General features: G+C 68.8%; 25 protein-coding genes. 8 read left to right on the top strand and 17 right to left on the bottom strand.

The window, feature by feature from the left end; genetic code table 11:
• Positions 1–22: 22 nt before the first annotated feature.
• On the bottom strand, positions 23–628 hold the full coding sequence (locus AC0KS4_RS09105; RefSeq protein WP_225329792.1) for a TetR/AcrR family transcriptional regulator: 606 nt from the start codon (positions 626–628) through the stop codon (positions 23–25).
• Between the two features lie 63 nt (positions 629–691).
• Here AC0KS4_RS09105 and AC0KS4_RS09100 point away from each other — a divergent pair, with 63 nt between their 5' ends.
• Entirely contained in the window at positions 692–1822 is a 1131-nt protein-coding gene (locus tag AC0KS4_RS09100; RefSeq protein WP_308193098.1) for an FAD-dependent monooxygenase, read from the top strand.
• On the opposite strand, the gene AC0KS4_RS09095 is transcribed toward AC0KS4_RS09100, so the two are convergent.
• The 6 genes from AC0KS4_RS09095 to AC0KS4_RS09070 all read right to left on the bottom strand — a co-directional run bounded on the left by AC0KS4_RS09095 (position 1819) and on the right by AC0KS4_RS09070 (position 7655).
• Positions 1819–3822, bottom strand: a complete 2004-nt coding sequence (locus AC0KS4_RS09095; RefSeq protein WP_255641727.1) for a peptidoglycan D,D-transpeptidase FtsI family protein — start codon at positions 3820–3822, stop codon at positions 1819–1821. The two genes, AC0KS4_RS09100 and AC0KS4_RS09095, sit on opposite strands and share 4 nt — an antisense overlap.
• 68 nt (positions 3823–3890) lie before the next feature.
• Positions 3891–5129, bottom strand: coding sequence for a cell division protein FtsL (gene ftsL, locus AC0KS4_RS09090; RefSeq protein ID WP_238957890.1), 1239 nt, complete (start codon positions 5127–5129; stop codon positions 3891–3893).
• Positions 5129–6262, bottom strand: a complete 1134-nt coding sequence (gene rsmH / locus AC0KS4_RS09085) for a 16S rRNA (cytosine(1402)-N(4))-methyltransferase RsmH (protein WP_425326388.1) — start codon at positions 6260–6262, stop codon at positions 5129–5131. Before rsmH ends, ftsL begins: the two co-directional genes overlap by 1 nt.
• A 160-nt stretch (positions 6263–6422) precedes the next feature.
• Positions 6423–6854, bottom strand: coding sequence for a division/cell wall cluster transcriptional repressor MraZ (gene mraZ / locus AC0KS4_RS09080; protein ID WP_067100969.1), 432 nt, complete (start codon positions 6852–6854; stop codon positions 6423–6425).
• A 123-nt stretch (positions 6855–6977) separates the two neighbouring features.
• Complete coding sequence (locus tag AC0KS4_RS09075; RefSeq protein WP_238957888.1) at positions 6978–7175, bottom strand: hypothetical protein; 198 nt, start codon at positions 7173–7175, stop codon at positions 6978–6980.
• Positions 7176–7250: 75 nt separating this feature from the next.
• On the bottom strand, positions 7251–7655 hold the full coding sequence (locus AC0KS4_RS09070; RefSeq protein ID WP_225329787.1) for a DUF3040 domain-containing protein: 405 nt from the start codon (positions 7653–7655) through the stop codon (positions 7251–7253).
• A gap of 337 nt (positions 7656–7992) precedes the next feature.
• Here AC0KS4_RS09070 and AC0KS4_RS09065 point away from each other — a divergent pair, with 337 nt between their 5' ends.
• Both AC0KS4_RS09065 and lppM read left to right on the top strand, forming a co-directional pair.
• Entirely contained in the window at positions 7993–8601 is a 609-nt protein-coding gene (locus AC0KS4_RS09065; protein WP_238957887.1) for a GNAT family N-acetyltransferase, read from the top strand.
• A 151-nt stretch (positions 8602–8752) separates the two neighbouring features.
• The gene (gene lppM, locus AC0KS4_RS09060) at positions 8753–9403 is read left to right on the top strand and encodes a lipoprotein LppM (RefSeq protein WP_225329802.1); all 651 of its coding nucleotides are present in this window, start codon (positions 8753–8755) and stop codon (positions 9401–9403) included.
• 9 nt (positions 9404–9412) lie between these two features.
• Here lppM and AC0KS4_RS09055 read toward each other — a convergent pair whose 3' ends face one another.
• Positions 9413–10309, bottom strand: a complete 897-nt coding sequence (locus AC0KS4_RS09055; RefSeq protein ID WP_238957886.1) for a mycobacterial-type methylenetetrahydrofolate reductase — start codon at positions 10307–10309, stop codon at positions 9413–9415.
• A 261-nt stretch (positions 10310–10570) separates the two neighbouring features.
• Between AC0KS4_RS09055 and idsA2 the strand changes: the two genes are divergently transcribed.
• A complete protein-coding gene (idsA2, locus tag AC0KS4_RS09050; RefSeq protein WP_238958042.1) occupies positions 10571–11620 on the top strand; it encodes a bifunctional (2E,6E)-farnesyl/geranyl diphosphate synthase in 1050 nt (349 codons plus the stop codon).
• A 4-nt stretch (positions 11621–11624) separates the two neighbouring features.
• Positions 11625–13166 carry an alpha-(1->6)-mannopyranosyltransferase A gene (locus AC0KS4_RS09045; RefSeq protein WP_238957885.1) on the top strand — a complete coding sequence of 514 codons (1542 nt, stop codon included), beginning with the start codon at positions 11625–11627 and terminating at the stop codon, positions 13164–13166.
• A gap of 8 nt (positions 13167–13174) precedes the next feature.
• Here AC0KS4_RS09045 and AC0KS4_RS09040 read toward each other — a convergent pair whose 3' ends face one another.
• Positions 13175–13579, bottom strand: coding sequence for an Rv2175c family DNA-binding protein (locus AC0KS4_RS09040; RefSeq protein ID WP_238957884.1), 405 nt, complete (start codon positions 13577–13579; stop codon positions 13175–13177).
• 80 nt (positions 13580–13659) lie between these two features.
• Between AC0KS4_RS09040 and AC0KS4_RS09035 the strand changes: the two genes are divergently transcribed.
• Entirely contained in the window at positions 13660–14961 is a 1302-nt protein-coding gene (locus AC0KS4_RS09035; protein ID WP_238957883.1) for a protein kinase domain-containing protein, read from the top strand.
• A gap of 12 nt (positions 14962–14973) precedes the next feature.
• Here the strand turns inward: AC0KS4_RS09035 and AC0KS4_RS09030 are convergent, their stop codons facing one another.
• The 3 genes from AC0KS4_RS09030 to AC0KS4_RS09020 form a co-directional block, all read right to left on the bottom strand.
• On the bottom strand, positions 14974–16362 hold the full coding sequence (locus AC0KS4_RS09030; RefSeq protein WP_225329781.1) for a class II 3-deoxy-7-phosphoheptulonate synthase: 1389 nt from the start codon (positions 16360–16362) through the stop codon (positions 14974–14976).
• A gap of 79 nt (positions 16363–16441) precedes the next feature.
• Positions 16442–16924, bottom strand: a complete 483-nt coding sequence (locus tag AC0KS4_RS09025; RefSeq protein ID WP_225329780.1) for a polyadenylate-specific 3'-exoribonuclease AS — start codon at positions 16922–16924, stop codon at positions 16442–16444.
• A gap of 9 nt (positions 16925–16933) precedes the next feature.
• Complete coding sequence (locus AC0KS4_RS09020; RefSeq protein ID WP_238957882.1) at positions 16934–17818, bottom strand: hypothetical protein; 885 nt, start codon at positions 17816–17818, stop codon at positions 16934–16936.
• A gap of 93 nt (positions 17819–17911) precedes the next feature.
• Between AC0KS4_RS09020 and AC0KS4_RS09015 the strand changes: the two genes are divergently transcribed.
• Entirely contained in the window at positions 17912–19204 is a 1293-nt protein-coding gene (locus tag AC0KS4_RS09015) for a glycosyltransferase 87 family protein (protein WP_238957881.1), read from the top strand.
• Here AC0KS4_RS09015 and AC0KS4_RS09010 read toward each other — a convergent pair.
• From AC0KS4_RS09010 to AC0KS4_RS08990, 5 genes are all read right to left on the bottom strand, one after another.
• Positions 19201–19929 (bottom strand): lysophospholipid acyltransferase family protein, encoded by a 729-nt coding sequence (locus tag AC0KS4_RS09010; RefSeq protein WP_238957880.1) that lies wholly within the window; start codon positions 19927–19929, stop codon positions 19201–19203. The genes AC0KS4_RS09015 and AC0KS4_RS09010 overlap by 4 nt on opposite strands.
• An 87-nt stretch (positions 19930–20016) precedes the next feature.
• A complete protein-coding gene (locus AC0KS4_RS09005) occupies positions 20017–20409 on the bottom strand; it encodes a hypothetical protein (protein WP_225329776.1) in 393 nt (130 codons plus the stop codon).
• Entirely contained in the window at positions 20406–21665 is a 1260-nt protein-coding gene (locus AC0KS4_RS09000; protein WP_238958041.1) for an ArsA family ATPase, read from the bottom strand. Before AC0KS4_RS09000 ends, AC0KS4_RS09005 begins: the two co-directional genes overlap by 4 nt.
• The gene (locus AC0KS4_RS08995; protein ID WP_225329775.1) at positions 21658–22095 is read right to left on the bottom strand and encodes an SRPBCC family protein; all 438 of its coding nucleotides are present in this window, start codon (positions 22093–22095) and stop codon (positions 21658–21660) included. The genes AC0KS4_RS09000 and AC0KS4_RS08995 overlap by 8 nt, the downstream gene beginning before the upstream one ends.
• Positions 22096–22211: 116 nt before the next feature.
• Complete coding sequence (locus AC0KS4_RS08990; protein WP_225329799.1) at positions 22212–22601, bottom strand: polyketide cyclase / dehydrase and lipid transport; 390 nt, start codon at positions 22599–22601, stop codon at positions 22212–22214.
• A gap of 177 nt (positions 22602–22778) precedes the next feature.
• On the opposite strand from AC0KS4_RS08990, the gene AC0KS4_RS08985 reads away from it, so the two are divergent.
• A complete protein-coding gene (locus tag AC0KS4_RS08985) occupies positions 22779–24581 on the top strand; it encodes an AMP-dependent synthetase/ligase (RefSeq protein WP_238957879.1) in 1803 nt (600 codons plus the stop codon).
• Positions 24582–24589 lie beyond the last annotated feature (8 nt).

Here is a 24589-nt window from a genome sequence, read left to right as displayed (position 1 = left end):
CTCCCGCGCCCGGGCGGCGGGGTTACGGTCTTTTGCGCCGGTCGAGCAGGGGAAGCCAGACGGTGTCGACGATCTCTTCGATGGCTTCGTCGGGCAGAGGCCGCAGCGTCATGAGGACCTCGTAGCGGAACAGGTCCACGGGCAGGCGCGCGATGCGCTCGGTCATCTGGTCGGGTTGGATTTCACCGCGATCGATGGCGCGTTGGATCGCCTGCTCCAACGCGCCGTCGCGCCGCCCGCGCACCAGCGTTTCGAGATCGGCCAGGCTGCTGCCGGTCTGCTGGTAGAAGCCGCCGAGCCGGGTCAACAACGGCACCACCAACGCCACCCTGACCTTGTTCGCTTGCCGCAGCAATGCGATCACGTCACCGCGCAGGCTGCCGGTGTCGGGGGCGACCACGACGTCTTTGGCCACCTCATGCGCCACCGCGGCGAGCGCGAGTTCCTGCTTGTTCGGCCAGCGCCGGTAGAGCACTGCGCGGCTGGTGCCCGCCCGTACCGCGACGGCGTCGATCGTGAGCTCGTCGTAGCCGCGTTCGGTCAGCTCCGTCCACGCCGCATCCAGCAAGGCCTCCTCCAATGCGGGGCCCCGGCGCCGCCGAACCACGCCGGTCGAGTTAAGAGACATTGCGTTTCCTAGCGTTCGGGCTTATGTTCTTTGGATACAGTCCGTATCTTATAGGATTCAGGGGTGGAATCGATGCGCATTCTCGTCTCCGGTGCCGGAATCGCAGGTTTGAGCGCGGCGATAAACCTCAGCGCCGACGGCCACGACGTCACCCTGGTCGAACGCGCCAACCACTTGCGGGTGAACGGCTCCCCTATCGACGTTCGCGGGGATTCCATCGACGTCGCCGACAAGATGGGCGTGCTCGCACAGATCCGCGCTCACCGGGTCGACATGACCGAACGCGTGCAGTTCATCGACGAAAGCGGCGCCGTGGTGGCCGAACCGCCACTCGACGAGTTCAACGACTCCGCCGGCGACATCGAAATCCCGCGCGAAGACCTCACAACCATCCTGTACAACCGGCTGGGGCCGTCGGTAGAGCTGCGGTTCAACGAATCCATCAGCGGACTCGATGACGATGATTGCCGCGTCGATGTGCGGTTCAATTCGGGCAACCGCGAGCGCTATGACCTGATTGTCGATGCCGACGGAATGCATTCGGCGGTGCGACGGCTGACATTCGGACCCGAGCAACAGTTTCTGCGCCATCTCGGCTTTTATGTCGCACTGGCCGAATTGCCCGGCTACACGCCGTCCGGGCGCGACAACCCGATGTACAACTTCCCCGGGCGCCTGGCCGGCATCGCCGCCTATAACGACAAAGCCTTGGCGGTCTTCATGTTTCGATCGCCCTGGATCGACTACGACTACCACGACCTCGCGGCCCAGAAGCAGATCCTCGTCGACGCATTCGCCGGCCACAGCGAGTGGCGGGTACCCGATCTGGTCGACGCCGCGGTCGCCGATCCGGAACTGTATTTCGATTCCGTCAGCCAGATTCACCTGCCCACCTGGCATCGCGGCCGCGTCGTCCTCGTCGGGGACGCGGCGCACTGCGCCTCGAGCCTGTCGGGCCGCGGCACCAGCCTGGCCCTGACCGGCGCCTGGTTTCTCGCTCGAGCGCTGCGCGACCATCCCGGCGACCTCGGCCAAGCGTGGCAGCAATACGAACGCGACCAGCGACCACACGCTCTTCGCTGCCAGGCCACAGCGGCGCCCGGCGGCGAGTTCCTGATTCCAGCCACCCAAGACCAAATCGACGCGCGCAACCGCGATTTCACCGTCGCATCGGGGCGCGGGCGGGAAGTCTAGGTGGCCTGCAAGGTCAGCGGCGGGCCCGGGTCCGGCGACAGCGGCACGTTCTCGCGCTGCATGAGCCAGCCGGCGATGTTGTGGAACAGCGGGGCCGCCGAGTGGCCCGGTGTGCCGTCGGCGTTGCGCTCCGGGTTGTCCATCATGATGCCGATGACATACCGGGGGTTGTCGACGGTGGCCATGCCAGCGAACGTGATCCAGTAGACGTTGTCGAAGTAGCAGCCGCAGGCCGGGTTGATCTGCTGCGCGGTACCGGTCTTGCCGGCCATCTGGTAACCCGTCACCGCGGCGGCGGGACCGGTGCCCTGCTGGTATCCCATCGGGTCGTGTTGCACGACGGCACGCAGCATGTTGCGCACGGTCTGGGCCGTCTGCGCCGACACCACCCGCACGCCATCCGGACGCGGTTCCTCGGTGCGGGTGCCGTCGGGCGCGATGGTGGCCTTGATGATCCGGGGCGGGATGCGCACCCCGTCGTTGGCGATCGCCTGGTACATGCCGGTCATCTGCAGCAGCGTCATCGAAAGACCTTGGCCGATGGGCAGGTTGGAGAAGGTGCTGCCCGACCATTGGTCGATTGGCGGCACCAACCCGGCGCTTTCGCCGGGCAGGCCCACGTTGGTGCGCTGCCCGAGCCCGAACTTGCGGACCATGTCATAGAAGCGCTCCGGGCCGACCCGCTGGGCGAGCATCAAAGTGCCGACGTTGGAGGACTTTCCGAACACGCCCGTGGTGGTGTAGGGCATCACCCCGTGGTCCCAGGCGTCGTGGATGGAGACCCCGCCCATCTGGATCGAACCGGGGACCTGCAGCACCTCGTCCGGATTGGACAGGCCGTACTCGATGACCGAGGACGCGGTGATCACCTTGTTCACCGAGCCGGGCTCGAATGGCGACGACACCGCCGGGTTGCCCAGCTGTTTGTCGCCCTGCCGCCCGATGTCCTGGGAGGGGTCGAACGTGTTGTCGTTGGCCATGGCCAGGACTTCGCCGGTCTTCGCGTCGAGGACCACGGCCGAAACATTGTGTGCGCCAGACACATTCTTGGCCTGCTGCACCTGCTGCTGCACATAGAACTGGATGTCGTCGTCGAGGGTCAGCTGGACCATCGAGCCGTTGACGGCCCGATGCCGGTTGCGGTAGCTGCCGGGGATGACCACACCGTCGGACCCGCGGTCATAGGTGACCGAACCGTCGGTTCCGGACAGCACGGAGTCCATGGCCTCTTCCAGCCCCAGCAGACCGTGGCCGTCCCAGTCGATGCCGCCCACGATGTTGGCCGCCAGCGATCCGCCCGGGTACTGGCGCAGATCCTGGCGTTCGGAACCGACCTCGGGAAATTTGTCCGAGATCGCGCTGGCGACAGCGGGATCCACGGCTCGCGCCAGGTAGACGAAATTCTCGTCGCTTTGCAGCTTTTTCAGCAGGGTCGCCGAGTCGGGCTTGTTGCCCAGGCGACCCGAGACGTCCTTGGCGATATCGCGCAACCGCTGCTGCGGGTCGGGGGCGGCCGAATTCTTGGCCTTGGCCTCGTCCAGCTGCTTGTGAATGCGTTTCGGCTGGAACGTCAGCGCACGCGATTCGATGGTGAAGGCCAGTTGATCCTTGCGGCGGTCGATGATGCTGCCGCGCACCGCCTTTTCCACGTCGGTGACCTTGAGCTGTCCGGCGGCCTGGGCCCGCAGCGACGGGGCGCTGGTCACCTGCAGGACGAACAACTGGGCGGCGGCCACCAGCATCAGCACCAGGATGACCACATTGCCGGCGCGATGACGGAAAACGAACGAGCCGCCGCGGCTGGCCATTTGCGCGATCTGACGGGTGCGCCGCTCCCGCGCCGAGTGACCGGCCCCCACCGGCTCGGGCCGCTGCGCTCCGCGGCCATCCTTGGGCTGCTTGGCTTTCCGGAATCGCTTCGGTTCCCGGACGTCGCGACCCTGGTCCGCTTGCTGCGGTTTCGCCCGGCGCTTGGACTGCCGGACGCCGTTGCCCGCCAAGTCCTTACGGGGACCGCGCGTCGGGCGTGCGGCCTGCGACCGGCGTGCCCGTGGGGAGTCGCCGCGGCTCACCTGGGAGCACCTGGCGGCGCACCGGCGGGCCCGGGCAGGGTGCCGGTACCCGGTTGCGGCATCGGAGCGGCGGGGGCGAACGGCTGGGGGTTAACCGGGCGACCCAGCTGCACCGGGACCGGAACCTCCGGCGGCAGGGGCGCGGGCAGCTGGCCAGAAGCCGGAATGGGCAGGCCGCCCAACGGAATCGGGACCTCGGCCGGTACCGGCGGGGCCGCGGGCCTGGCCGGCATCGGAAGGCCCGGCGTCGGCAGCGCACCGGTTACCGGCCCGCCGGGCATGCCGGGCAGCGCACCGGTAACGGGCCCACCTGGCATGCCGGGCAGCGTACCGGCAGCGGGCCCCCCGGGGGCGCCAGGCGCGCCGGGCACCGGGGGAACTGCCGGCGGGAAGTGCTGGCCGCCCACCGTCGAGGCGCCGTCGGGTGCGCGCAGCAGCGCTTCGGGGCCCGACCGAGCCGGGGCGGGGCCACCGGGGACCGGTTCGAGCCGCATCGGGACCTCCGCGGCGGGCGCGGCCGGCTTCGGGGGTTGCGGCGCCTCGTCGGGGAGCTTGGTGTTCAGCGGCGGCGGCGGAACACCGTCGGCCGGCTTGGGGGTGCCCACCACCACCCAGTTCCCGGACGGGTCCTGGACCAGGTGCGCGGTGTCTCTGGTGGGGATCATGCCCTGCTTGCGGGCGGCCTCCGCCAGCGCCGGCGCGGCTTCGGCCTCGCGCACGTCGCGCTCCAGCGCTTCCTTCTGCTGCTGCAGCAGTCGGGTCCGCTCGCGGGCGTGGCTCAACTTGTAGGAGCGTTCGGCGGAGTCGGTGGACAACCACAGCGTGAGCCCGAGCCCGACGCCGAGCGCACCGATGACCAACACGACGAACGGAACCTTGCTCGCGAGTGTCCGCGGCCGCAGGTCGATCGATGCCAGCCGGACGGCCAGACGTTCGGTGAGCTTCGGACGAACAACTTTGGGCGCCTTGGCTTTCCGGGCCTTGGCCCGCGCCTTGGCCTGGCTGGCGTTCTTGGGCCGGGCCGAGCGCTCAACGGGCCGGGCGACGGGGCTGCTCTGCGGCCCGGCCTTGGGTGCGCGGGTTTCGCGGGTGGGCGCCGAGGTCCTGGCGCCGCGGGTGCGCCGCGCCGCGCCGGGTTCCGGCGCCGGGCGCCTACCCCGTCGGGCAGCACCGTCGCGGGCGCCCCGGCGGTCGCTGCCACCGCGTCGTTTCGACGTCTCGCGGTCCGCTTTCATCAATCGCCTTTCCCGGTCGCCTGCTGTGATTCCATGCGCTGCAGAGCCCGTAGCCGCACCGCGGCGCTGCGCGGATTGCGTTCGATCTCGGTGCCGTCGGCACGCCCGGCACCCTGCGTCAGGGCCCGGAATCGCGGCTGGTGACCCGGAAGTTCGACCGGCAGGTCTACCGGGGTGCGGGAAGCGACCGCCTGGGCGAACAACCGCTTGACGATCCGGTCTTCCAGCGACTGGTAGGCCATCACCACGATGCGCCCGCCGACGGCGAGCGCGTCCAGCGCGGCCGGAAGTGCGCCGCGCAGCGAATCCAATTCGTCGTTGACCGCGACCCGCAGCGCCTGGAAGGTGCGCTTGGCCGGGTGCCCGCCGGTGCGCCGGGCCGCGGCCGGAATCGCTTCGTAGAGCAGGGCCACCAAGTCCGCGGTCGACGTGAACGGCTCCCGGGCCCGCCGGCGCACGACGTACGCGGCGATGCGCCGCGCGAACCGCTCCTCGCCGTAACGGTGCAAGATGTTCGCCAGCTCCGCCTCGTCGTAGGTGTTGAGGATGTCGGCGGCGGTCAGCGGCGCGTCGGGGTCCATCCGCATGTCCAGCGGCGCGTCCTGGGCGTAGGCGAAGCCCCGGTCGGCGCGGTCGAGCTGCATGGACGACACCCCGAGGTCGAACAGCATGCCGTCGACCGATTCGGTTGCGGCATATCCGGATTCGATGAGTGCCGTGGCGACGCCGTCGTAGCGGGTGCGTACCAGCGTGACCCGGTCGGAGAATCGCGCCAACCGTGATCGGGTGATGTCCAGGGCGCTGGGGTCGCGGTCGAGTCCGATCAGCCGCAGCCCCGGCAGGTCGGTGAGGAACCGCTCCGCGTGCCCTCCCGCGCCGACGGTGGCATCGACCAGGGTCGCCCCCGTCCCGTCCGGGTGGTGGCGGGTCAATGCGGGCGTGAGCAGTTCGACGCAACGCTCCAGCAGGACGGGCACGTGCCCGCCTGATCCCGATGGCGGCGACCCGCTGCGCCCGGCTGCATCCTTTAGTGGCGACCCGCTGCGCCCGGCTGCGCCGCGCTTGCGGTCGCCACGGCCGCGCTTGCGATCACCGCGCCCTGAATTGTCAGCCACCGCAACGCCTCCCCGGATCTGCCGCCACCCGTCGCCCGCACGGACCGGCAGGGCCCGAGCGTGCCGGAAAAGGTGTGGCGCCCCTGCATCGAGGTCCCTGACCGAAAGCGCGAACCTGGCGTTGGGGAAGTACGCCAGGGTCGGTTCGGGCAGAGGCCACGTTGCACGGGCATGCGCCTCAGATGATGTCGCCGAGTGCTTCATCGCTGGCCGCGGAGAAGTTCTCTTCGTGGGTTTGCTGGTAGTCCTGCCAGGCCTGCGCATCCCAGATCTCGAGGTAGTCGACCGCGCCGATCACCACGCAGTCCTTGGACAGGCTCGCGTAACGACGGTGGTCGGCCGACAAGGTGATGCGCCCCTGGGCGTCGGGGTGCTGCTCGTCGGTGCCGGCGGCGAGGTTACGCAGGAAGGCCCTGGCGTCAGGGTTGCTTCGCGAGGCCTTGCTCGCCCGGCGGGCCAGTTGCTCGAATTCCGCGCGCGGGTAGACGGCGAGACTGTGGTCCTGGCTCTTGGTGACCATCAACCCCCCTGCCAGCGCGTCACGGAACTTCGCGGGCAACGTCAGCCGCCCCTTGTCGTCGAGTTTGGGCGTGTAGGTGCCAAGAAACACCAGCTCACCTCCCGTTCGAGGTCACCCAAACACTGCAGCCACCATACCCCACAATCCCCCACTTCGCCCCATTGATGGAGTGTCGCCGTGGCGTTTTCCGGGTTATCCGTCGTCACGGGGTCCTCAGCGGCCCACAAGGGGCGTGTCGGGCACCTCTCGCGCCACGATTTCCGGCGCCGGGGACAGCGCATCTATCAGGGAAAACGCCGCGAGTGGGGCGTGGTGGGGAACGTGGGTGGGGCCCGGTGGGGCTTCACCGCCGTCGCGCGCCTCGATCGGGCCTCGATCGAGCCGCAAATCGGCATCGACGGTTGCGCGCACCGCCGAGGGCTTGGTGAAAACCGGGGAAAGGAAAACGGGGCAGCCGGTGGCTACCCCGTGTGTGAAAGGTCGGCGTTAGTCGTCGAAGCGGCGGCGGAACCGATCCTCCATGCGGCTGGTGAAGGACCCTCCGCCCTTGTTGCGGCGCTGGCGCAGCGAGCTGGGCGCCGAGCCGGAATGGTCCGGCCTGCCTGACAACCGGGGGCCGGTGATGCCGAACACCACTCCGCCGAACATGACGATGAACCCGAAAATGCTGAGAATGGGGACGCTGCCGCCGATCCAGGTGGCCTTGAACGCCACACCCGAAACCAGCATCGCCAGACCGACGACGAACAACGCCACGCCCTGCAGGCGACGACGGGCCGTGGGCGCGCGAAAACCCGCGCCCCGGACGCTTGACGCGAACTTGGGATCTTCGGCGTAGAGAGCGCTCTCGATCTGATCGAGCATTCGCTGCTCATGATCGGAGAGTGGCATTCGTCCCTCCTTGCCGACAGTTTGGCACGTCACTATCGATAGCGCGCGGATGCCCGTTGCGCGGGCAACTAATTGAATGATACGAGGTCAACCTGCCCCATACCACTGGTTCCGCGCCGATTCTATCCCGGCCAGATCGCGGCATTCCGCGAGACCGGAACGCCCGTGCGCTACAACCGGCTTCCCGAACCGGGCCGCCCGCCGCTTCGGTGTCACGACCGCTCGTCACGCCGTCGCGTCGGGGTCCGATAATGATCGATAGCAGCCTGGTCCCCGACGACCACGCAACGCCGAAGCAGCGAATGAGTCTGATCACGCATGAGGAGGGCACCGCGCGTTGGCGATATTCCTCATCGATCTGCTCCCTCACGATATGGAGCGTCGCCTCGGGGACGCCCTGGCGGTGTACGTCGACGCGATGCGCTACCCGCGCGGCACCGAGCAGCAGCGCGCCGCGATGTGGCTGGAGCACATTCGCCGCCGTGGCTGGCAAGGGGCCGGCGTCGTCGAAGCCGAGGTAGCCGACGGCGAGGGCGCGCCGATGCCCTCGCCGGAAGATCTGGCCAAAGCCCCGTTGCTCGGCGTGGCCTACGGCTATCCCGGGGCGCCGGGGCAGTGGTGGCAGCAGCAGGTCGTGCTGGGCATGCAGCGCGGCGGGTCGCCGCCCCAGGAGATCGCCCGCCTGATGAACAGCTATTTCGAGCTGACCGAGCTGCACATTCATCCCCGCGCCCAGGGCCGCGGCCTCGGCGAGGCGTTGGCCCGGCGGCTGCTCGCCGGGCGCCCCGAAAAGAACGTGCTGCTGTCGACGCCGGAAACCAACGGCGAGCCCAACCGCGCCTGGCGGTTGTACCGACGGCTGGGCTTCACCGACGTCATCCGCCGCTACTACTTCGCCGGCGACCCGCGGGCGTTTGCGATCCTGGGCCGCGAACTACCGCTGTGACACCGCGGAACCGGGCGCACATCGCAAGCACCGCTTCGGTGTGGCGCTTATTTAAGTGGCACACCGTGTCTGGCACGATGACCTGGTGCGCGCCAGCTCCCCCCGCTTGAAAGCCCCCCGGGCCCGACGGCGCCGGCTGCTGGCCGTCGCGATGTTGCTGCTGCTGGTGCCGCTGGCCACCGGATGCCTGCGGGTCCGGGCCTCGCTCACCATCTCCCCCGACGACCTGGTCTCCGGCGAGATCGTCGCCGCCGCGAAACCCAAGACCCCCAAGGACACCGGACCGCAGCTGGACAGCAACAACCTGCCGTTCAGCCAGAAGGTGGCGGTGTCGAACTACGACAGCGACGGCTACGTCGGCTCCCAGGCGGTGTTCTCCGATCTGACGTTCGCCGAGCTGCCGCAGCTGGCCAACATGAACTCCGACGCCTCCGGCGTCAACCTGACGCTGCGCCGCAACGGCAACCTGGTGATTCTGGAGGGCCGGGCGGATCTGACCTCGCTGACCGATTCGGAGGCGGACGTCGAGCTGACGGTCGCCTTCCCGGGGGTGGTGACCTCCACCAACGGTGACCGGGTCGAACCCGACGTGGTCTCCTGGAAGCTCAAGCCGGGCGTGGTGAGCACCATGACCGCCCAGGCCCGCTACACCGACCCCAACACCCGTTCGTTCACCGGCGCGGTGGTGTGGCTGGGCATCGCGTCCTTCGCGGCCGCCGGCGTGGCGGGGCTGCTGGCGTGGGTCAGCCGGGACCGGTCACCGCGACTCACCGCGCCGCGCGACCAGCCGCCACCCAGCTAGCCGCGCGGGCTACCCCTGCTGGGCGGGTGACCAGTACGCCAGCATCTCCGCGAAGGTCTGGAACGCCGGACCGGAAATCCCGTAGGTCGCCTCCAGATGGATGCTCAGCGGGAAACCCAGGTCGGCCACCCCGTCGATGACGCGCTTGTAGAGGTCGACCATCAGCTGACGCTTCTGCGGGGGCTCGCAGGCGGCGAGCTTGCGGACGAAGTCCTGCTCGGCGGCGACCGCGGCGTTGCCCGGGTCCTGGATGAGCCAGTTGATCAGTCCGACGCGGCTTTCCATCTTCGGCACGAACCCGAAGGACAGCAGGATCTCGGGCCGGTGATCGGTTTGCCTGGCGAACTCGCTCAGGAATCCCACGATCGCGTCGGAATACAGCAACTGGGTCATGCCGTAGGTGGCGCCCTGGTCGCACTTGAAGTTGAACCGGCCCTGTTCGCCGTCGCGGGTGGGGATCAGGATCACCCCGCGGTTGGCCACCAACTCGCGATAGATCGACAGGGCGTCGGTCGGGGCGACGCCGGAGCCCTCGCCGTCGTTCATGGTGCGCGGCACGCCGACGAACACCACGCCTTCCATTCCGGCCGAGGACAACTCGGTCAGCCGGCCCCGCAGCGACGGCTCGTCCATGAACGCGGTGACCTGCGTGCACAAGCCCTTGATCCCGGTCAGTTCCGGCTTGACGACCGACCAGAAGTCGAGCACATCGAGCTTGGGCTTCATCTGAATGGGACGGTCGTCGTCCTCGGCGATGATCCCGGGGATCATCACGTGCCGGATCCGGCCGTCCAGGCCGGCCTCGGCCGAATGCCGCACCACTTTGTGCGCCTCCTCGAGTGCCCGCTCCCGACCTTCCTCGGCGTTGGGTGGCACCAGTTCGAGCGCAATGGTGTTGAGGGTCACGCGGCTTCTCTCCGTCCGACGACTATGGGCCCGGGGCGTCTCTCGGCGGCGCAGTATCCGCGCGAGCCCCAGCGCACCCGCCAGCATAGGGGCGGGTTAGTGAGGCAGTCGAAGCAACTGGGTGCACCGGGCGACCTCACGCGGGACCCACCCCGGGCCGCGCGACGAATACACTGGTCGGGCCTGGAACACCCAGCCAGCCGAGCAGAAAGGGGCGCCGCGCTGAGCGTCAAAGCCACGGCAGCGGCGGCAACCGTCGAGTTGACCGGCGCCATCACCGAACAGTTGCGGCGGTATCTGGACGAGCGGCGCGCCGAGACCGCCTACATCGGCGACGACTACAACGGCCTGATCGCCGCGCTCGAAGATTTCGTGCTGGGCGGCGGGAAGCGGCTACGCCCCGCGTTCGCCTACTGGGGCTGGCACGCCGTAACCACCGACGAACCCGATGAGCAAGTGCTGCTGCTGTTTTCCGCGCTCGAACTCCTGCACGCCTGCGCGCTGGTGCACGACGACGTGATCGACGACTCCTCCACCCGGCGGGGACGGCCGACCACCCACGTCCAGTTCGCGACCCTGCATCGCGATCGGGGCTGGCAGGGCTCACCCGAGCGGTTCGGCGCGTCGGCCGCCATCCTGCTCGGTGACCTCGCCCTGGCCTGGGCCGACGACATCGTCTTCGGCGTCGACCTCACGCCGCAGGCCCAGCGCCGCATCCGCCGGGTGTGGGCCAACATCCGCACCGAGGTGCTCGGCGGGCAGTACCTTGACATCGTCGCCGAGGCCAGCGCCGCCGCCTCGATCGCGTCGGCGATGAACGTCGACACCTTCAAAACCGCCTGCTACACGGTGTCGCGACCGCTGCAGCTCGGCGTGGCCGCCGCCGCCGACAGGCCCGACGTCCACGACATCTTCAGCCAGTTCGGCACGGACCTCGGGGTGGCGTTTCAGCTGCGCGACGACGTCCTGGGCGTCTTCGGTGACCCCGCGGTGACCGGCAAGCCGTCCGGGGACGACCTGCGATCCGGCAAGCGCACCGTGCTGCTGGCCGAGGCGGTGGAGTTGGCGGAGCAGTCAGACCCGGTGGCGGCCAACCTGTTACGGACCTCGATCGGCGCCCGGCTGACCGACGCGCAAGTGGATCAGCTGCGCGACGTCATCGAGTCGGTGGGCGCCCTGGCCGCGGCCGAACAACGGATCGCCACGCTGACCCAGCGGGCGCTCGCCACGCTGGCCGCCGCGCCCATCAACACCGCGGCCAAAGCCGGGCTGTCCGAATTGGCCAAGATCGCCACGAACCGGTCCGCCTGAACCGATGACGACTCCGACCGATACCCCGGCCGACGACGCGCCGGCAGCCAAACCCCCTCGCGGCGAACGGTTTTCGCAGCTAAGGGCGTTTGTGGCGGCCGATGAATCACGACCGGCCAAACTCGGCTTGCTGGGGTCGGTGCTGATCACCCTGGGCGGGCTGGGCGCGGGCAGCACGCGGCAGCACGACCCGCTGCTCGAGTCGATTCACATGTCCTGGCTGCGCTTTGGCCACGGCCTGGTGCTGTCGTCGATCGTGTTGTGGACCGGCGTCGGCCTCATGCTGATCGCCTGGCTGGGCCTGGGCCGTCGGGTGCTGGCCGGCGACGTGACCGAGTTCGTCATGAAGGCCACCACCGGCTTCTGGCTGGCGCCGCTGCTGGTGTCGGTGCCCGTCTTCAGCCGGGACACGTATTCGTATCTGGCGCAGGGCGCACTGCTGCGCGACGGCCTGGACCCCTACGCCGTGGGCCCGGTCGCCAATCCAAACATCTTGTTGGACAACGTCAGTCCCATCTGGTCGATCACGACCGCCCCCTACGGTCCGGCGTTCATTCTGGTGGCGAAGCTCATCACCGTCCTCGTCGGCAACAACGTGGTGGCCGGCACCATGCTGCTGCGGCTGTGCATGCTGCCCGGTCTGGCGCTGTTGATCTGGGCGACCCCCCGGTTGGCGCGGCACCTGGGCTCCGACCCCTCGACCGCCCTGTGGATCTGCGTGCTCAACCCGCTGGTGCTCATCCATCTGATGGGCGGGGTGCACAACGAGATGCTGATGGTGGGCCTGATGGCCGCCGGCATCGCGCTGACGTTCGGCGGCCGCCACGTGGCGGGCACCGCGCTGATCACGGTCGCCATCGCGGTCAAAGCCACCGCCGGCATCGCGCTGCCCTTCCTGGTGTGGGTGTGGGCGCGGGATCTGCGCGACCGGCGCGGATACCGGCCGCTGCGAGCGGTTCTCGCGGCCGCGGCGGCGACGCTGCTGGTCTTCGCGGTGGTCTTCACGATCCTGTCCGCGGTGGCCGGGGTGGGCCTGGGATGGCTGACCGCGCTGGCCGGTTCGGTGAAGATCATCAACTGGCTGACGGTGCCGACCGCGGCGGCCAACCTGATCCACGCGATCGGCAGCGGGCTGTTCCCGGTGAGCTTCTATCCGCTCCTGCGGGTCACCCGGCTGGTGGGCATCGCGATCATCGCGGTCTCGCTGCCGCTGTTGTGGTGGCGGTTCCGCCGCGACGACCGGGGCGCGCTCACCGGCATCGCGTACTCGATGCTGATCGTCGTGCTGTTCGTCCCCGCCGCGTTGCCGTGGTACTACTCGTGGCCGCTGGCGGTCGTGGCTCCCCTGGCCCAGTCACGACGGGAGGTGGCGGTCATCGGCGGCGTGTCGACCTGGGTGATGGTGATCTTCAAACCCGATGGCTCGCATGGCATGTACTCGTGGCTGCACTTCTCGCTGGCCACCGCCGTCGCGCTGATCGCGTGGTACAGCCTGCACCGAACGCCTCAGCTGCCGGCCGAGCAGGCCGAAGTCACCGCCGGGTAGACGCCGGCTCAGTAGGCCATCGCCTGCGCCCGGCGCACCACTTCGCGGGCCTGGTGGGCGTGCAGCGCATCGACGGGGCGGGCATTGCTGATGGCATCCTTGGTGCCGTCGCGGGTCACCGTCAGCGACGGGTCGCGGGTGAACAACCAGCGCACGATCTCGGTCTCGTGGTAGCCGCCGTCGTGCAGGATCGTCAACAATCCCGGCAGGCTTTTGACCACCTCACCGGATTGGGTGAAGAACACCCGCGGCACCACCACGTCCTCGCCGCGCCGGACCGCGACCAGATGGCCGTCCCGGAGTTGTTGGTGCACCTTGGATACCGGGATTTTAAGCAATTCGGCGACCCGCGGCAGGTCGTAGATCGGTTCGTCGGGATCTAGCACATCGTCGCCGGCAGGAATACTGCTCATCCGCGCAAGTGTAAGCCTTGATACGCGCGTTGAGCCCGTGTTCTACCGCCCAATCATCGTGGCGCACCTACGATGGCCCCGTGGCCCAAGCTCATCCGCCCGGCCGGGCCGGTCCGCCTCGTCCGCGGGCCGAAGCCGGGACGGCGGACCCGTTGGACAACGCGTTGCTGGACGGCCGCTACCTGATCCAGGCGAAGATCGCCAGCGGCGGGACCTCGACCGTGTACCGCGGTCTCGACACCCGGCTCGACCGTCCCGTCGCCGTGAAGGTGATGGACTCTCGCTACGCCGGCGACGAGCAATTCCTCACCCGCTTCCAGCGCGAGGCCCGCACCGTGGCCCGGCTGAAGGATCTCGGGCTGGTCGCGGTCTACGACCAGGGCTCCGACGGGCGGCACCCTTTTTTGGTGATGGAGCTCATCGAGGGCGGCACCCTGCGCGAGCTGCTGGGCGAGCGCGGGCCCATGCCGCCGTACGCCGTCGCGGCGGTGCTTCGTCCGGTGCTCGGCGGGTTGGCCGCCGCGCACCGGGCCGGCCTGGTGCATCGCGACGTCAAGCCGGAGAACGTGTTGATCTCCGACGACGGCGAGGTGAAGATCGCCGACTTCGGGTTGGTCCGTGCCGTCGCCGCCGCCGGAATCACTTCTACCAGTGTGATTTTGGGCACCGCGGCGTATCTGTCGCCCGAACAGGTGCGCGACGGCGACGCCAGCCCGCGCAGCGACGTCTACTCCGCGGGCATCCTCGCCTATGAGCTGTTGACCGGGCGCACCCCCTTCACCGGCGACTCGGCGTTGTCGATCGCCTACCGGCGGCTGGACACCGACGTGCCGGCGCCCAGCGCGTCGATCGACGGCGTGCCCGCGCAGTTCGACCAGTTCGTGGAACGGGCGACGGCCCGCGACCCGGCCGACCGCTACGCCGACGCGGCCGAGATGGGCGCCGACCTCGACGCGATCGCCGATGAGCTTGCGCTGCCGGACTTCTCCGTGCCGGCACCACGTAACTCCGCGCAGCACCGGTCGGCCGCGCTCCACCACGACCGGACGGACCAGCGCCCGGCCATCGCGCAGCAACCCGGGCCGCCCCCGTCGGCCCCGGTGCGTCAGCCCACCCGCCAACTGACCCGGGGCCCCGAGGAGTGGCCGCGGGCGCAGCAGCCGGCGCCCGCCGGCGACGACGACCCGGACGATGACGACGACGATTACGAATATGAGCCCGTCGCAGGAGAATTCGCGGGCATCCCGATCAGCGAATTCGTGTGGGCGCGCCAGCACAACCGGCGCATGGTGCTGGTGTGGGTGGCGTTGGTGCTGGCGTTCACCGGGCTCGTCGCGACCGCGGCGTGGACCATCGGAAGCAACCTCAACGGGCTGCTCTAGCGCGAGCCGGCCTCAGTCGCGCAGCATCTCGGCGACCAGGAAGGCCAACTCCAGCGACTGCTGGGTGTTCAGCCGCGGATCGCAGGCGGTCTCGTAGCGGCCGACCAGGTCGGTGTCCGAAATGTCTTGCGCCCCACCGAGGCACTCGGTGACGTTCTCACCGGTGATCTCGACGTGGATGCCGCCGGGATGGGTGCCCAGCGCGCGGTGGACCTCGAAGAAGCCCTGCACCTCGTCGACGATGCGGTCGAAGTGGCGGGTCTTGTAGCCGTTGGACGACTCGTGGGTGTTGCCGTGCATGGGATCGCACTGCCAGATCACCTTGTGACCGGCGGCCTGGACCTTCTCCACGATCGGTGGCAGTAGGTCGCGCACCTTGTTGTTGCCCATCCTGCTCACCAATGTCAGCCGGCCGGGCTTGTTGTGCGGGTCGAGCCGCTCGACGTATTCGACGGCCAGCTCCGGGGTGATCGTCGGGCCGATCTTGACGCCGATCGGGTTGGCGATCACCTCCGCGAAGGCGACGTGCGCGCCGTCGAGCTGGCGGGTCCGCTCGCCGATCCACACGGTGTGCGCCGACAGGTCATACAGCTGAGGCTCGCCGCTGTCGTTTTCGGACAGGCGCAGCATCGCACGCTCGTAGTCGAGCACCAAAGCCTCGTGGCTGGCGTAGATTTCGGCGGTCTGCAGGTTGCGGTCGGCCACCCCGCAGGCGCTCATGAAGCGCAGGCCGCGGTCGATCTCGGTGGCCAGCGCCTCGTAGCGGGCGCCGGCCGGCGAGGTTCGGACGAATTCGCGGTTCCAGTCGTGGACGCCGTGCAGCGAGGCCAATCCCGAGGACGTCAGCGCCCGAACCAAATTCATCGCCGCGCTGGCGTTGGCGTAGGCGCGCACCAACCGCGACGGATCATGCTCGCGCACAGCGGCGTCCGGGGCGAAGCCGTTGATCATGTCGCCGCGGTAGGACTTCAACCCCAGCGCGTCGACGTCGGCCGATCGCGGCTTGGCGTACTGCCCGGCGATGCGGGCCACCTTGACCACCGGCATGCTCGAGCCGTAGGTCAGCACCACCGCCATCTGCAGCAGGGTGCGCACGTTGCCCCGGATGTGGGGTTCGGTGTTCTCGGTGAACGTCTCCGCGCAGTCACCGCCCTGCAGCAGGAACGCCTCACCCCTGGCCACCTGGGCCAACTGCTCCTGGAGGCGGACGATTTCCGACGGCACCGTCACCGGCGGCACGCTCTCGAGGACCGTGCGCATCGCCGACGCCTGATCGGCGGGCCAGCTGGGCTGCTGGGCTGCCGGCTTGGCCAGGGCGGCGTCCAACCGCGCCCGCAGATCGCTCGGCAGCGGCGGCAGCGGCGGCAGCTGGTCGATCGGTATGTCGACGGTCCAGTTCATCGGTCCATCGTAACCGCGGCGCGGGCGCCCCTGGTCACGGTTGATCAGCGTGAACGCCGTCGATCCGGGCTCGGCCGTCTCAGTCGCCCGCGGTGATCAACCGGTAGCGGCGGAGCTGATCGCGGGCGTCGACCAGCGCGTCGTGCGCATCGGGCGACCGCGGCGGCATCCGCGGGCTGCCGCGGTCTTCCCACAGCTGCCGCAGCTCCCGGGTGAAACGGGGGATGGCGCGCGGCAGATCGGGCATCGGGCCCCACAACTGGCACAGGGCGACGTGGTCGTAGGCCGCCACCCACGCCCACAGTTCGATCGGCTCGCCGCCGCTGACACCGAAGAACTCCTCCAGGTCCTCGCGGATCCGCCTGCGTGAGCGCCACAACTGCGACGCCGGGGGCGGCAGCTTGGGCAGCACGTTGGCACGCACCCACGGCCCGGCTCGCTCGGGATCGAATTCGGTGGACACTGCGTAGTACTCGCGGCCGTCCTCGGCGGCCACCCCGATCGAGACGAGCTCGATGGTGCGGCCGTCCTCGATGAATTCGGTGTCGTAGAAGTACCGCACCTAGGGAGATTATCTGCCGATCAGGATGGGACCGGTGGGAGCCGGCGCGGGATGAATCTCGTCGTCCAACCTGGCGTCCACCGCGTGTGGGTCCGGAAACCGGGGCGTGCCGGCGATGGCGCACTGCAAATACAGCTTGGCCCGCACCACCGGGCGGCGCAGCCGCCTTTCGCGCTGCAACGCGCGGCGCATCTTGTCCGGCTGCGTGGAGTACCGCCAGCGGGCCCACGGCGCGTGCGGGCGCGACAGCCGGATCGCCCCGATCACCAGCAAGATGACCAGGAACATGCCCAGCAGGCCGGTCCAGACCTTGCCCTTGAGCACCACCACGACGGCCAGCGGCAGCGTCAACGCCATGGCGCCGCCCACCGCGGCCCGCAGCGGCCAGGAGTTCGCGTCGTGCCAGATCGGCAGGAAGAACATCAGCGGGTGCAGGCCCATCACCAACAGCCCGGCCACCGCCACGGCGGCGAAGACCGCATCGACCGATGTGCGGCCGTCCTCGGACCAGTAGACGTCGGACAGGTGCAGGATCAGCGCGTACTCGTCGAGGACCAGGGCGGCCCCGATCCCGAAGAAGGTGGCGGCAGCCATGAACTGGGGTTCGTGCCCGTCGATGGACAGGGTGACCAGCGTCAGCCCGGAGAGCAGCGTAAGGACCACCCCGAACGTGACGTGGTGGATGTGCACTCCCCCGATGTGAACGTTGCGCGGGTGCCACCACTTGGTGGGCCGGCCGTTCTCGACGCGATGACGGATCAAACGCACGAACGTCCGCGTGACGAAAAACGTCAGGATGAAGGCCACCAGGCAGCACAGCAGTGGCAGGTGGCCCCGGTCGTGAATGTCATGTTCGAACCATCGGGACAGCTCGTCGACGAACGAGTGGAGCACTCTTGAAACCTACGCCTTCGCGCGCCGGAGTCGTGGGAGCCGCGCTGCACCAGGCATGTCCGGGCGCGCGCACCCATTACGCTGTGGTGCGACATGAGTACACGGCAGGCGCCCGGGGCGGGCTTTGCAGGTAAGCGTGGCCCCCGGTGGGCGCTGGTGTGGGGCCTGGCTTGGCTGGCGGCCGCGGCGGGGCTGAGTTACGCGGCGTGGCAGCTGTTCGGGCACACCCCGTATCGCATCGACATCGACGTCTATCAGATGGGCGCCCAGGCCTGGATGGACGGCCGCCCGCTGTATCGCGGCGACGTGTTGTTCCACACACCGATCGTGGATCTGCCGTTCACCTATCCACCGCTGGCCGCCATCGTGTTCTGCCCGTTCGCCTGGCTGCACATGCCGACCGCCAGCGTCGCGATCACCGCCCTGACATTGGTGCTGCTGGTCGTGTCGACCGCGATCGTGCTGACCCGGCTCAACGTGTGGAGCGACTCCACCGTGCTGCCCGGCCCGCCCTGGCTGCGCCGGTGGTGGCTGGCCGTCGTCGCCGCCGCGGCCGCGACGATCTGGCTGGAACCGATCAACTCGAACTTCGCCTTCGGTCAGATCAACGTCGTGCTGATGACGCTGGTGATCGCCGACTGCGTGCCGCGCCGCACGCCGTGGCCGCGCGGTCTGCTGTTGGGGCTGGGCATGGCGCTGAAGCTGACGCCGGCGGTGTTCCTCCTGTATTTCCTGCTGCGCCGCGATCACCGCGCGACGTTGACCGCGCTGGCGTCGTTCGTGGGGGCGACGCTGCTGGGTTTCGCCCTGGCCTGGACCGACTCGTGGGAGTACTGGACGCACACCGTGCATCACACCGACCGGATCGGTTCCGCGTCGCTGAACACCGACCAGAACATCGCCGGCGCCCTGGCCCGGCTGGGGCTGGGACAACAGGAACGCTTCCTGCTGTGGGTGGCCGCGTCGCTGCTGGTGCTGGCGCTGACGGTGTGGGCGATGCGGCGGGTGCTGCGCGCCGGCGAGCCCACGCTCGCGCTGGTCTGCGTCGCGTTGTTCGGGCTGGTGGTGTCGCCGGTGTCGTGGTCACACCACTGGGTGTGGGTGCTGCCCGCGCTGCTGGTGACGGCGATCTTGGGCTGGCGGCGCCGCAACGCGCTGCTGATGGTCGTCAGCGCCGTCGGGGTGGCGCTGATGAGGTGGACGCCGATCGACCTGCTGCCCAAGCATCACGAGGCGAGCGCGGTCTGGTGGCGCCAACTCGCCGGGATGTCCTATGTGTGGTGGGCGCTGGCGGTCATCGTGGCGGCCGGCTGCACCGTCACCGCCCGCGGGGTTTCGCGGGAGAGCGCCCCGCAGCCGCTGGCGCCGGCTACCGCCGTCGGCTAACCGGCAGCGGTCTCGGGAATCCGCTCGGCCTCGCCGTCGGCCGCGTCACCGCCGCCGCCCTTTTTCAGGCTGGCCGCGTAAATGTCGACGTACTCCTGGCCGGACAGCCCCATCAGCTCGTAGATCACTTCGTCGGTGACGGCCCTCTCGATGAACCGGTTGCCGGCCAGCCCGTCGAAGCGCGAGAAGTCCATCGGCTCGCCGAAGCGAACGGTGACCCGGCCGAACCGCAACATGTTGGTCCCGGGCGGGTTGACGACGTTGGTGCCGATCATCGCGACCGGGATCACCGGCACCCCGGTCTGCAGGGCCAGCCGCGCCAGCCCGGTCTTGCCCTTGTACAGCCGGCCGTCCGGGGACCGGGTGCCTTCGGGATACATGCCCAGCAGCTTGCCCTGGCCCAGCACCTGTTGGGCGGTGGTCAGCGCGGCGCGGGCGCTGTCGGCATCGGTCCGGTCGATCGGCACCTGCCCGACGGCGGTGAAGAACCACCGCTGGAACCATCCCTTCAACCCGGTGCCGGTGAAGTATTCCGACTTCGCCAGGAAGGTGATTCGGCGCCGCACCACCAGCGGAAGATAGAAACTGTCCATCACGGCCAGGTGATTACTTGCCAGTATCACCGGTCCGGAACTCGGAACGTGTTCTAAGCCTTCAACTTTCGGCCGGCCCAGCAGAGTCAGCAACGGGCCGAGGAGCACGTACTTGAACAGCCAGTACCACATGGCCCTCCCTCTCGGCTACGCCCCGCTGATGTTCTGCGCCAACTGTACCTATCCCCACACGAAGGGACCACCTGCGACGCAGGCTCCTCACTCGTCGAGCGTGACCGGGATGGGCTGATAACGGGTCCGCGGGGCGGTGTCGCCGGTGTCGGTCGCGCCGCCGGGCGGACCGTCGGGCGGGGGCTCCGGTGTCGGTGTGGACGCCCGGTCGATGTCACTGGCATCACTGACGATGTCGCGGATCACCTGAAGCAAGGCGACGCTGTGGTCGGCGATCGCGGTGAGCAAGGGGTGCTGGTCGCCGGTCGCCAACGCGGCCAGCGCGCACACCGGGCACCACACCTGCTGGCACTTGCCGGTGCCGGGTCCGGCGCCCGCCGTCAGCGCCGCCGCCGCGCGCACGGCGGGGTCGATTCCGTCCAGGATCGACTGGGCGAGCCTGCGTAGCTCCGGACCGATTTCGGGATGAGCCCCACTCACTTAGGCCACACCTCCGGATCTGGTCGAAAACGCACCGTCAACTCACTACCGCGCACGCGTGCGTCGAGCACCGTGCAGCGCCGGAGCACGGACGCCAACTTCACCCTGCGCCGCAATCCGCCGGCGCTGATGATCAGGTCGTCATCGACGCGCCCCAGGGTCAGCGCCGACGGATCGAGTTGCGGCAACGCTAGCCGCAACCGGTAGACGGACCCAAGTCCCGTCCCGGATTCGAGGTCGACGGTGGGCCGCAACGGGCCCGGCGGCGCGGTGCCCCCCCGGCGGCGGGCGGCATCGAGCAGCGCGCCCAGCGCCTTGGCGCCAATCGGCTCCCCGGACAGGTGCGGGGTCATCACGAGGGCCACCTCGCCGATGGTGGCGTCGAGTTCGTCGAGCACACCCTGCTGCTCGGCGATGCGTTCGGTGTACCAGTAGAAGGCCGGGTGCTCGGGCAGGTTGCGGTACTCGTACGAGTCGTCTTGCAGCAGAACCTGGTTCACGATCAGCTCTTCGACGCGCACGCCCATCAAGGCCAGCGACCCCAGCGTCCGGGCCGCCTCCGCGGCGACCACCCGCTCGGGGGTCAACACCAGGTGCGCGCTGACCAGCTCGCCGTCGGTGAGCAGCGCGCCGAGCGTCTCCACGCTAGAGCTGATGCGCTCGAGCAGCTCGACCACCGCCGCCGACCGGGCGTCGTCGGCCGTGACGGACAGGCGGCGATGCCGCGGCCACGCCCGCTCGACGTACAGCCCGAAGGTGGCGGGCAGCGTCAACATCCGCAGCGCGTCCGCGGTGGATGCGCAATCGACCACCACGCGATCCCATCGCCCCGAGCCGGCCAGCTCGCCGACGGCGTACAGGCCGAGCACCTCCTGAACACCGGGCAGCGCCGAAAGCTCTTCGGGCGCAATGGTGCTCAATTCGGACTCGGGGAACCGCCGGTCCAAGGTGGCGACGACGTCACGCCAGCGGACCTCGAGCAGGGCGAGGCTGTCCAACGCCAGCGCATCGAGGAACCCGCCGCCGGCCTCCGCGTCGTCGGCGAGCACCCGCACGAGTTCGTCTTGGCTGGGCGGGACGGGGGTGCCCAGCACATCACCCAGGGAGTGCGCCTGGTCGGTGGACACCACCAGCACCCGCTGTCCCGCGCTCGCAGAACTGACCGCGGTGGCGCACGCCAGGGTGGATTTGCCTACCCCGCCTTTGCCAACGAAGAGGCTGATGCGGGCCGGGGCGGGCTCAGCCGTCTCACTCAGCCTCGACTCGTTTCTTCAGATCCTTCAACGCGGTGTCGGTCAAACGCCGCTCGGCCTTGCGCTTGAGCAGGCCGATCATCGGCATGGCCAGGTCAACGGAGAGTTCGTACGTGACTTCGGTGCCAGATCCCTTGGGCGCCAACCGATATGAGCCCTCAAGCGAGCGCAGCAGCGAGCTCGACACCAGCGTCCAGCTGACGGATTGGCGATCTTTGGGCCATTGATAGGACATGACCATGGTGTCTTTGAGGACGGTGGCGTCCATGACGATCCGCGCCACCTTCGGGTAGCCGTCGGCGTCCTTCTCCTGGACCTCGGCTTCCTTGTACTCCGAGATCCACTGCGGGTAGGAGTCGATATCCGCGATCACCTTCATCACGGTGCCCGGGTCGGCTTCGATGTAGATGGTTTGTGTCGTCTTCTCCGCCACCTGGTTGCTGCCCTCTCTCCCGCAAGCCGATCTGCCCCGGCCGCTCCGAACCTGCCGTGCGGGGACCCCCGTGGGTCTCGGTCCGAAACGGTACTCTCTGCGCGGACCTGACCCGGCTAAACTACCGGAGAAACTCCGACCGGACGTGACCGTTCCAGTGTCGTCTTGACCTCAAAGGCCATTTTTTTGCCCGCCACTCGGCGGCGGTGGGTCATTTTCGCCAGGTTCAGCTTGGCCAGCTGCCAGGCCGCCACCCCGCTGGGCTCGGCGTGCAGAAAGTAGTGCAGCACGACCCCGTCCAGCGACGGTTCCAGCCAGACCTCCATGGTCCCCGTCAACGCGCCGGTGACCGACCACCGGATGCCCTTGTCGCCGCGATCCTCGACGACCTGCAGCCGCAGGTCGGGCCACCAGCGGCGCCAACTCGCCCGATCTGCGACCGCGGCGCCCACCCGTGCGCCGTCGGCGGCGACAAACGTCTCATCCGCGATCTGGATGCTGTTCATGCCCACAGCTTCACACACCGGGCCGCGCCGGCCCGCCGAGGGCGGCCAGGCGTCGCGGCAGGCAATCGCGGTCCCGACCGCACCGACCGTGGCCATGCTGGCTCGTTGCTCGGATTAGGCTGGGCGACAGCAACCCGGCTGCCGGGAAACGTCACGAGGTCAATTGAGGTCATAAGAGTGCGTGAGTACAGCGTCCCCGCCCGCTTTCCGGTCGACGATGACGACAACATCGCGGCGATGGTGTTCGAACACGAGCGCGACGATCCGGACTTTGTCATCTACCAACGTCAGCTCGACGGCGAGTGGACCGACGTCACCTGCACCGAGGCGGCCGATCAGATCCGCTCTGCCGCACTGGGTTTGATTGGCCTGGGAGTGCAGGCCGGCGACCGCGTGTCGATCTTCTCGGCCACCCGCTACGAGTGGGCGATCCTCGACCTGGCGATCCTGGCGGTCGGTGGGGTCACGGTGCCGATCTACGAGACGTCCTCGGCCGAGCAGGTGCGCTGGGTGCTGCAGGACTCCGAGGCGGTGCTGGCGTTCGCCGAGACGGACGAACACGCGGCGATGGTCACCGAGCTGACCGCCGAACTGCCCGCCCTGCGCCGGGTGCTGCACATCGACGGTTCGGGCCCCAAGGCGCTCGACCAGCTCGTCGAGGCCGGCGAGTCGGTGGAACCGGCCGAGCTGACCGCGCGCCAGGAGGCCCTGCGGGCCGCGGATCCCGCGACGCTCATCTATACCTCGGGCACCACCGGGCGGCCCAAGGGCTGCCAGCTGACGCACTCCAACCTGCTGTATGAGACCCGCGGCGCCAAGGAGAGCCTGCCGACGCTGCTGGATGAGGGCCAGCGGCTGCTGATCTTCTTGCCGCTGGCGCACGTGCTCGCGCGCTCGCTGACCTTGTCCGCGTTCGCCAACAAGGTGACCGTCGGATTCACCAGCGACATCAAGAACCTGCTGCCGATGTTCGCGGTGTTCAAACCGACCGTGGTGGTGTCGGTTCCGCGGGTGTTCGAGAAGGTGTACAACACGGCCGAGCAAAACGCCGCCAACGACGGCAAGGGGCGGATCTTCGCCATGGCCGTGCAAACCGCCGTCGACTGGAGCGAGGCCTCCGACCGCGGCCGGCGGGGGCCGGTGCTGCGCGCCAAGCATGCGTTGTTCGACCGGCTGGTGTATCGCAAGCTGCGCGGGGCGCTGGGCGGCGACTGCCACGCGTCCGTGTCGGGCGGCGCGCCGCTGGGGTCGCGACTGGGGCACTTCTACCGCGGGGTGGGTCTGACCATCCACGAGGGCTACGGGCTGACCGAGACCAGCTCCGCGATCACGGTCAACCAGGTCGGCAACGTCAAGATCGGCACCGTCGGAACGTTGTTGCCCGGCAACAGCATGCGCATCGCCGACGACGGCGAGCTGCTGGTGCGCGGCGGCGTGGTGTTCAGCGGCTACTGGCGCAACGAGCAGGCCACCGCCGATGCGTTCACCGACGGCTGGTTCAAGACCGGCGATCTGGGCGTGCTCGACGACGACGGCTTTTTGAAGATCACCGGGCGCAAGAAGGAGATCATCGTCACCGCGGGCGGCAAGAACGTCGCCCCCGCCGTACTCGAGGACCGGCTGCGGTCGCATCCGCTGATCAGTCAGGCGATGGTGGTCGGCGACGCCAAGCCGTTCATCGGCGCGCTGATCACCATCGATCCCGAGGCGTTCGACGGCTGGAAACAGCGCAACCAGAAGGGATCCGGCACGTCGGTGGCCGATCTGGCCACCGACCCCGACCTCGTCGCCGAGGTGGACGCGGCCATCAAGGACGCCAATCTGGCGGTGTCACACGCCGAGTCCATCCGCAAGTTCCGCATCCTGCCCGTCGATTTCACCGAGGACACCGGTGAGCTGACTCCGACGATGAAGGTCAAGCGCAACGTGGTGGCCGAGAAGTTCGCCTCCGACATCGAGGCCATCTACCAAGCGGACTGACCGCGCCG

The sequence above is a fragment of the Mycobacterium sp. NTMscope_MAC_12 genome (assembly GCF_976985675.1).
Note: the sequence above shows the minus strand (reverse complement) of the source record. Positions and strands in the feature narration are given on the sequence as shown.

What these genes read in the sequence shown, in the direction of transcription:
- AC0KS4_RS09105 (WP_225329792.1), bottom strand. Translation starts at nt 628, where the DNA reads ATGTCTCTTAACTCGACCGGCGTGGTTCGGCGGCGCCGGGGCCCCGCA.
- ftsL (WP_238957890.1), bottom strand. Translation starts at nt 5,129, where the DNA reads ATGAAAGCGGACCGCGAGACGTCGAAACGACGCGGTGGCAGCGACCGC.
- AC0KS4_RS09070 (WP_225329787.1), bottom strand. Translation starts at nt 7,655, where the DNA reads ATGCCACTCTCCGATCATGAGCAGCGAATGCTCGATCAGATCGAGAGC.
- lppM (WP_225329802.1), top strand. Translation starts at nt 8,753, where the DNA reads ATGTTGCTGCTGCTGGTGCCGCTGGCCACCGGATGCCTGCGGGTCCGG.
- AC0KS4_RS09045 (WP_238957885.1), top strand. Translation starts at nt 11,625, where the DNA reads ATGACGACTCCGACCGATACCCCGGCCGACGACGCGCCGGCAGCCAAA.
- AC0KS4_RS09040 (WP_238957884.1), bottom strand. Translation starts at nt 13,579, where the DNA reads ATGAGCAGTATTCCTGCCGGCGACGATGTGCTAGATCCCGACGAACCG.
- AC0KS4_RS09030 (WP_225329781.1), bottom strand. Translation starts at nt 16,362, where the DNA reads ATGAACTGGACCGTCGACATACCGATCGACCAGCTGCCGCCGCTGCCG.
- AC0KS4_RS09015 (WP_238957881.1), top strand. Translation starts at nt 17,912, where the DNA reads ATGAGTACACGGCAGGCGCCCGGGGCGGGCTTTGCAGGTAAGCGTGGC.
- AC0KS4_RS09010 (WP_238957880.1), bottom strand. Translation starts at nt 19,929, where the DNA reads ATGTGGTACTGGCTGTTCAAGTACGTGCTCCTCGGCCCGTTGCTGACT.
- AC0KS4_RS08990 (WP_225329799.1), bottom strand. Translation starts at nt 22,601, where the DNA reads ATGAACAGCATCCAGATCGCGGATGAGACGTTTGTCGCCGCCGACGGC.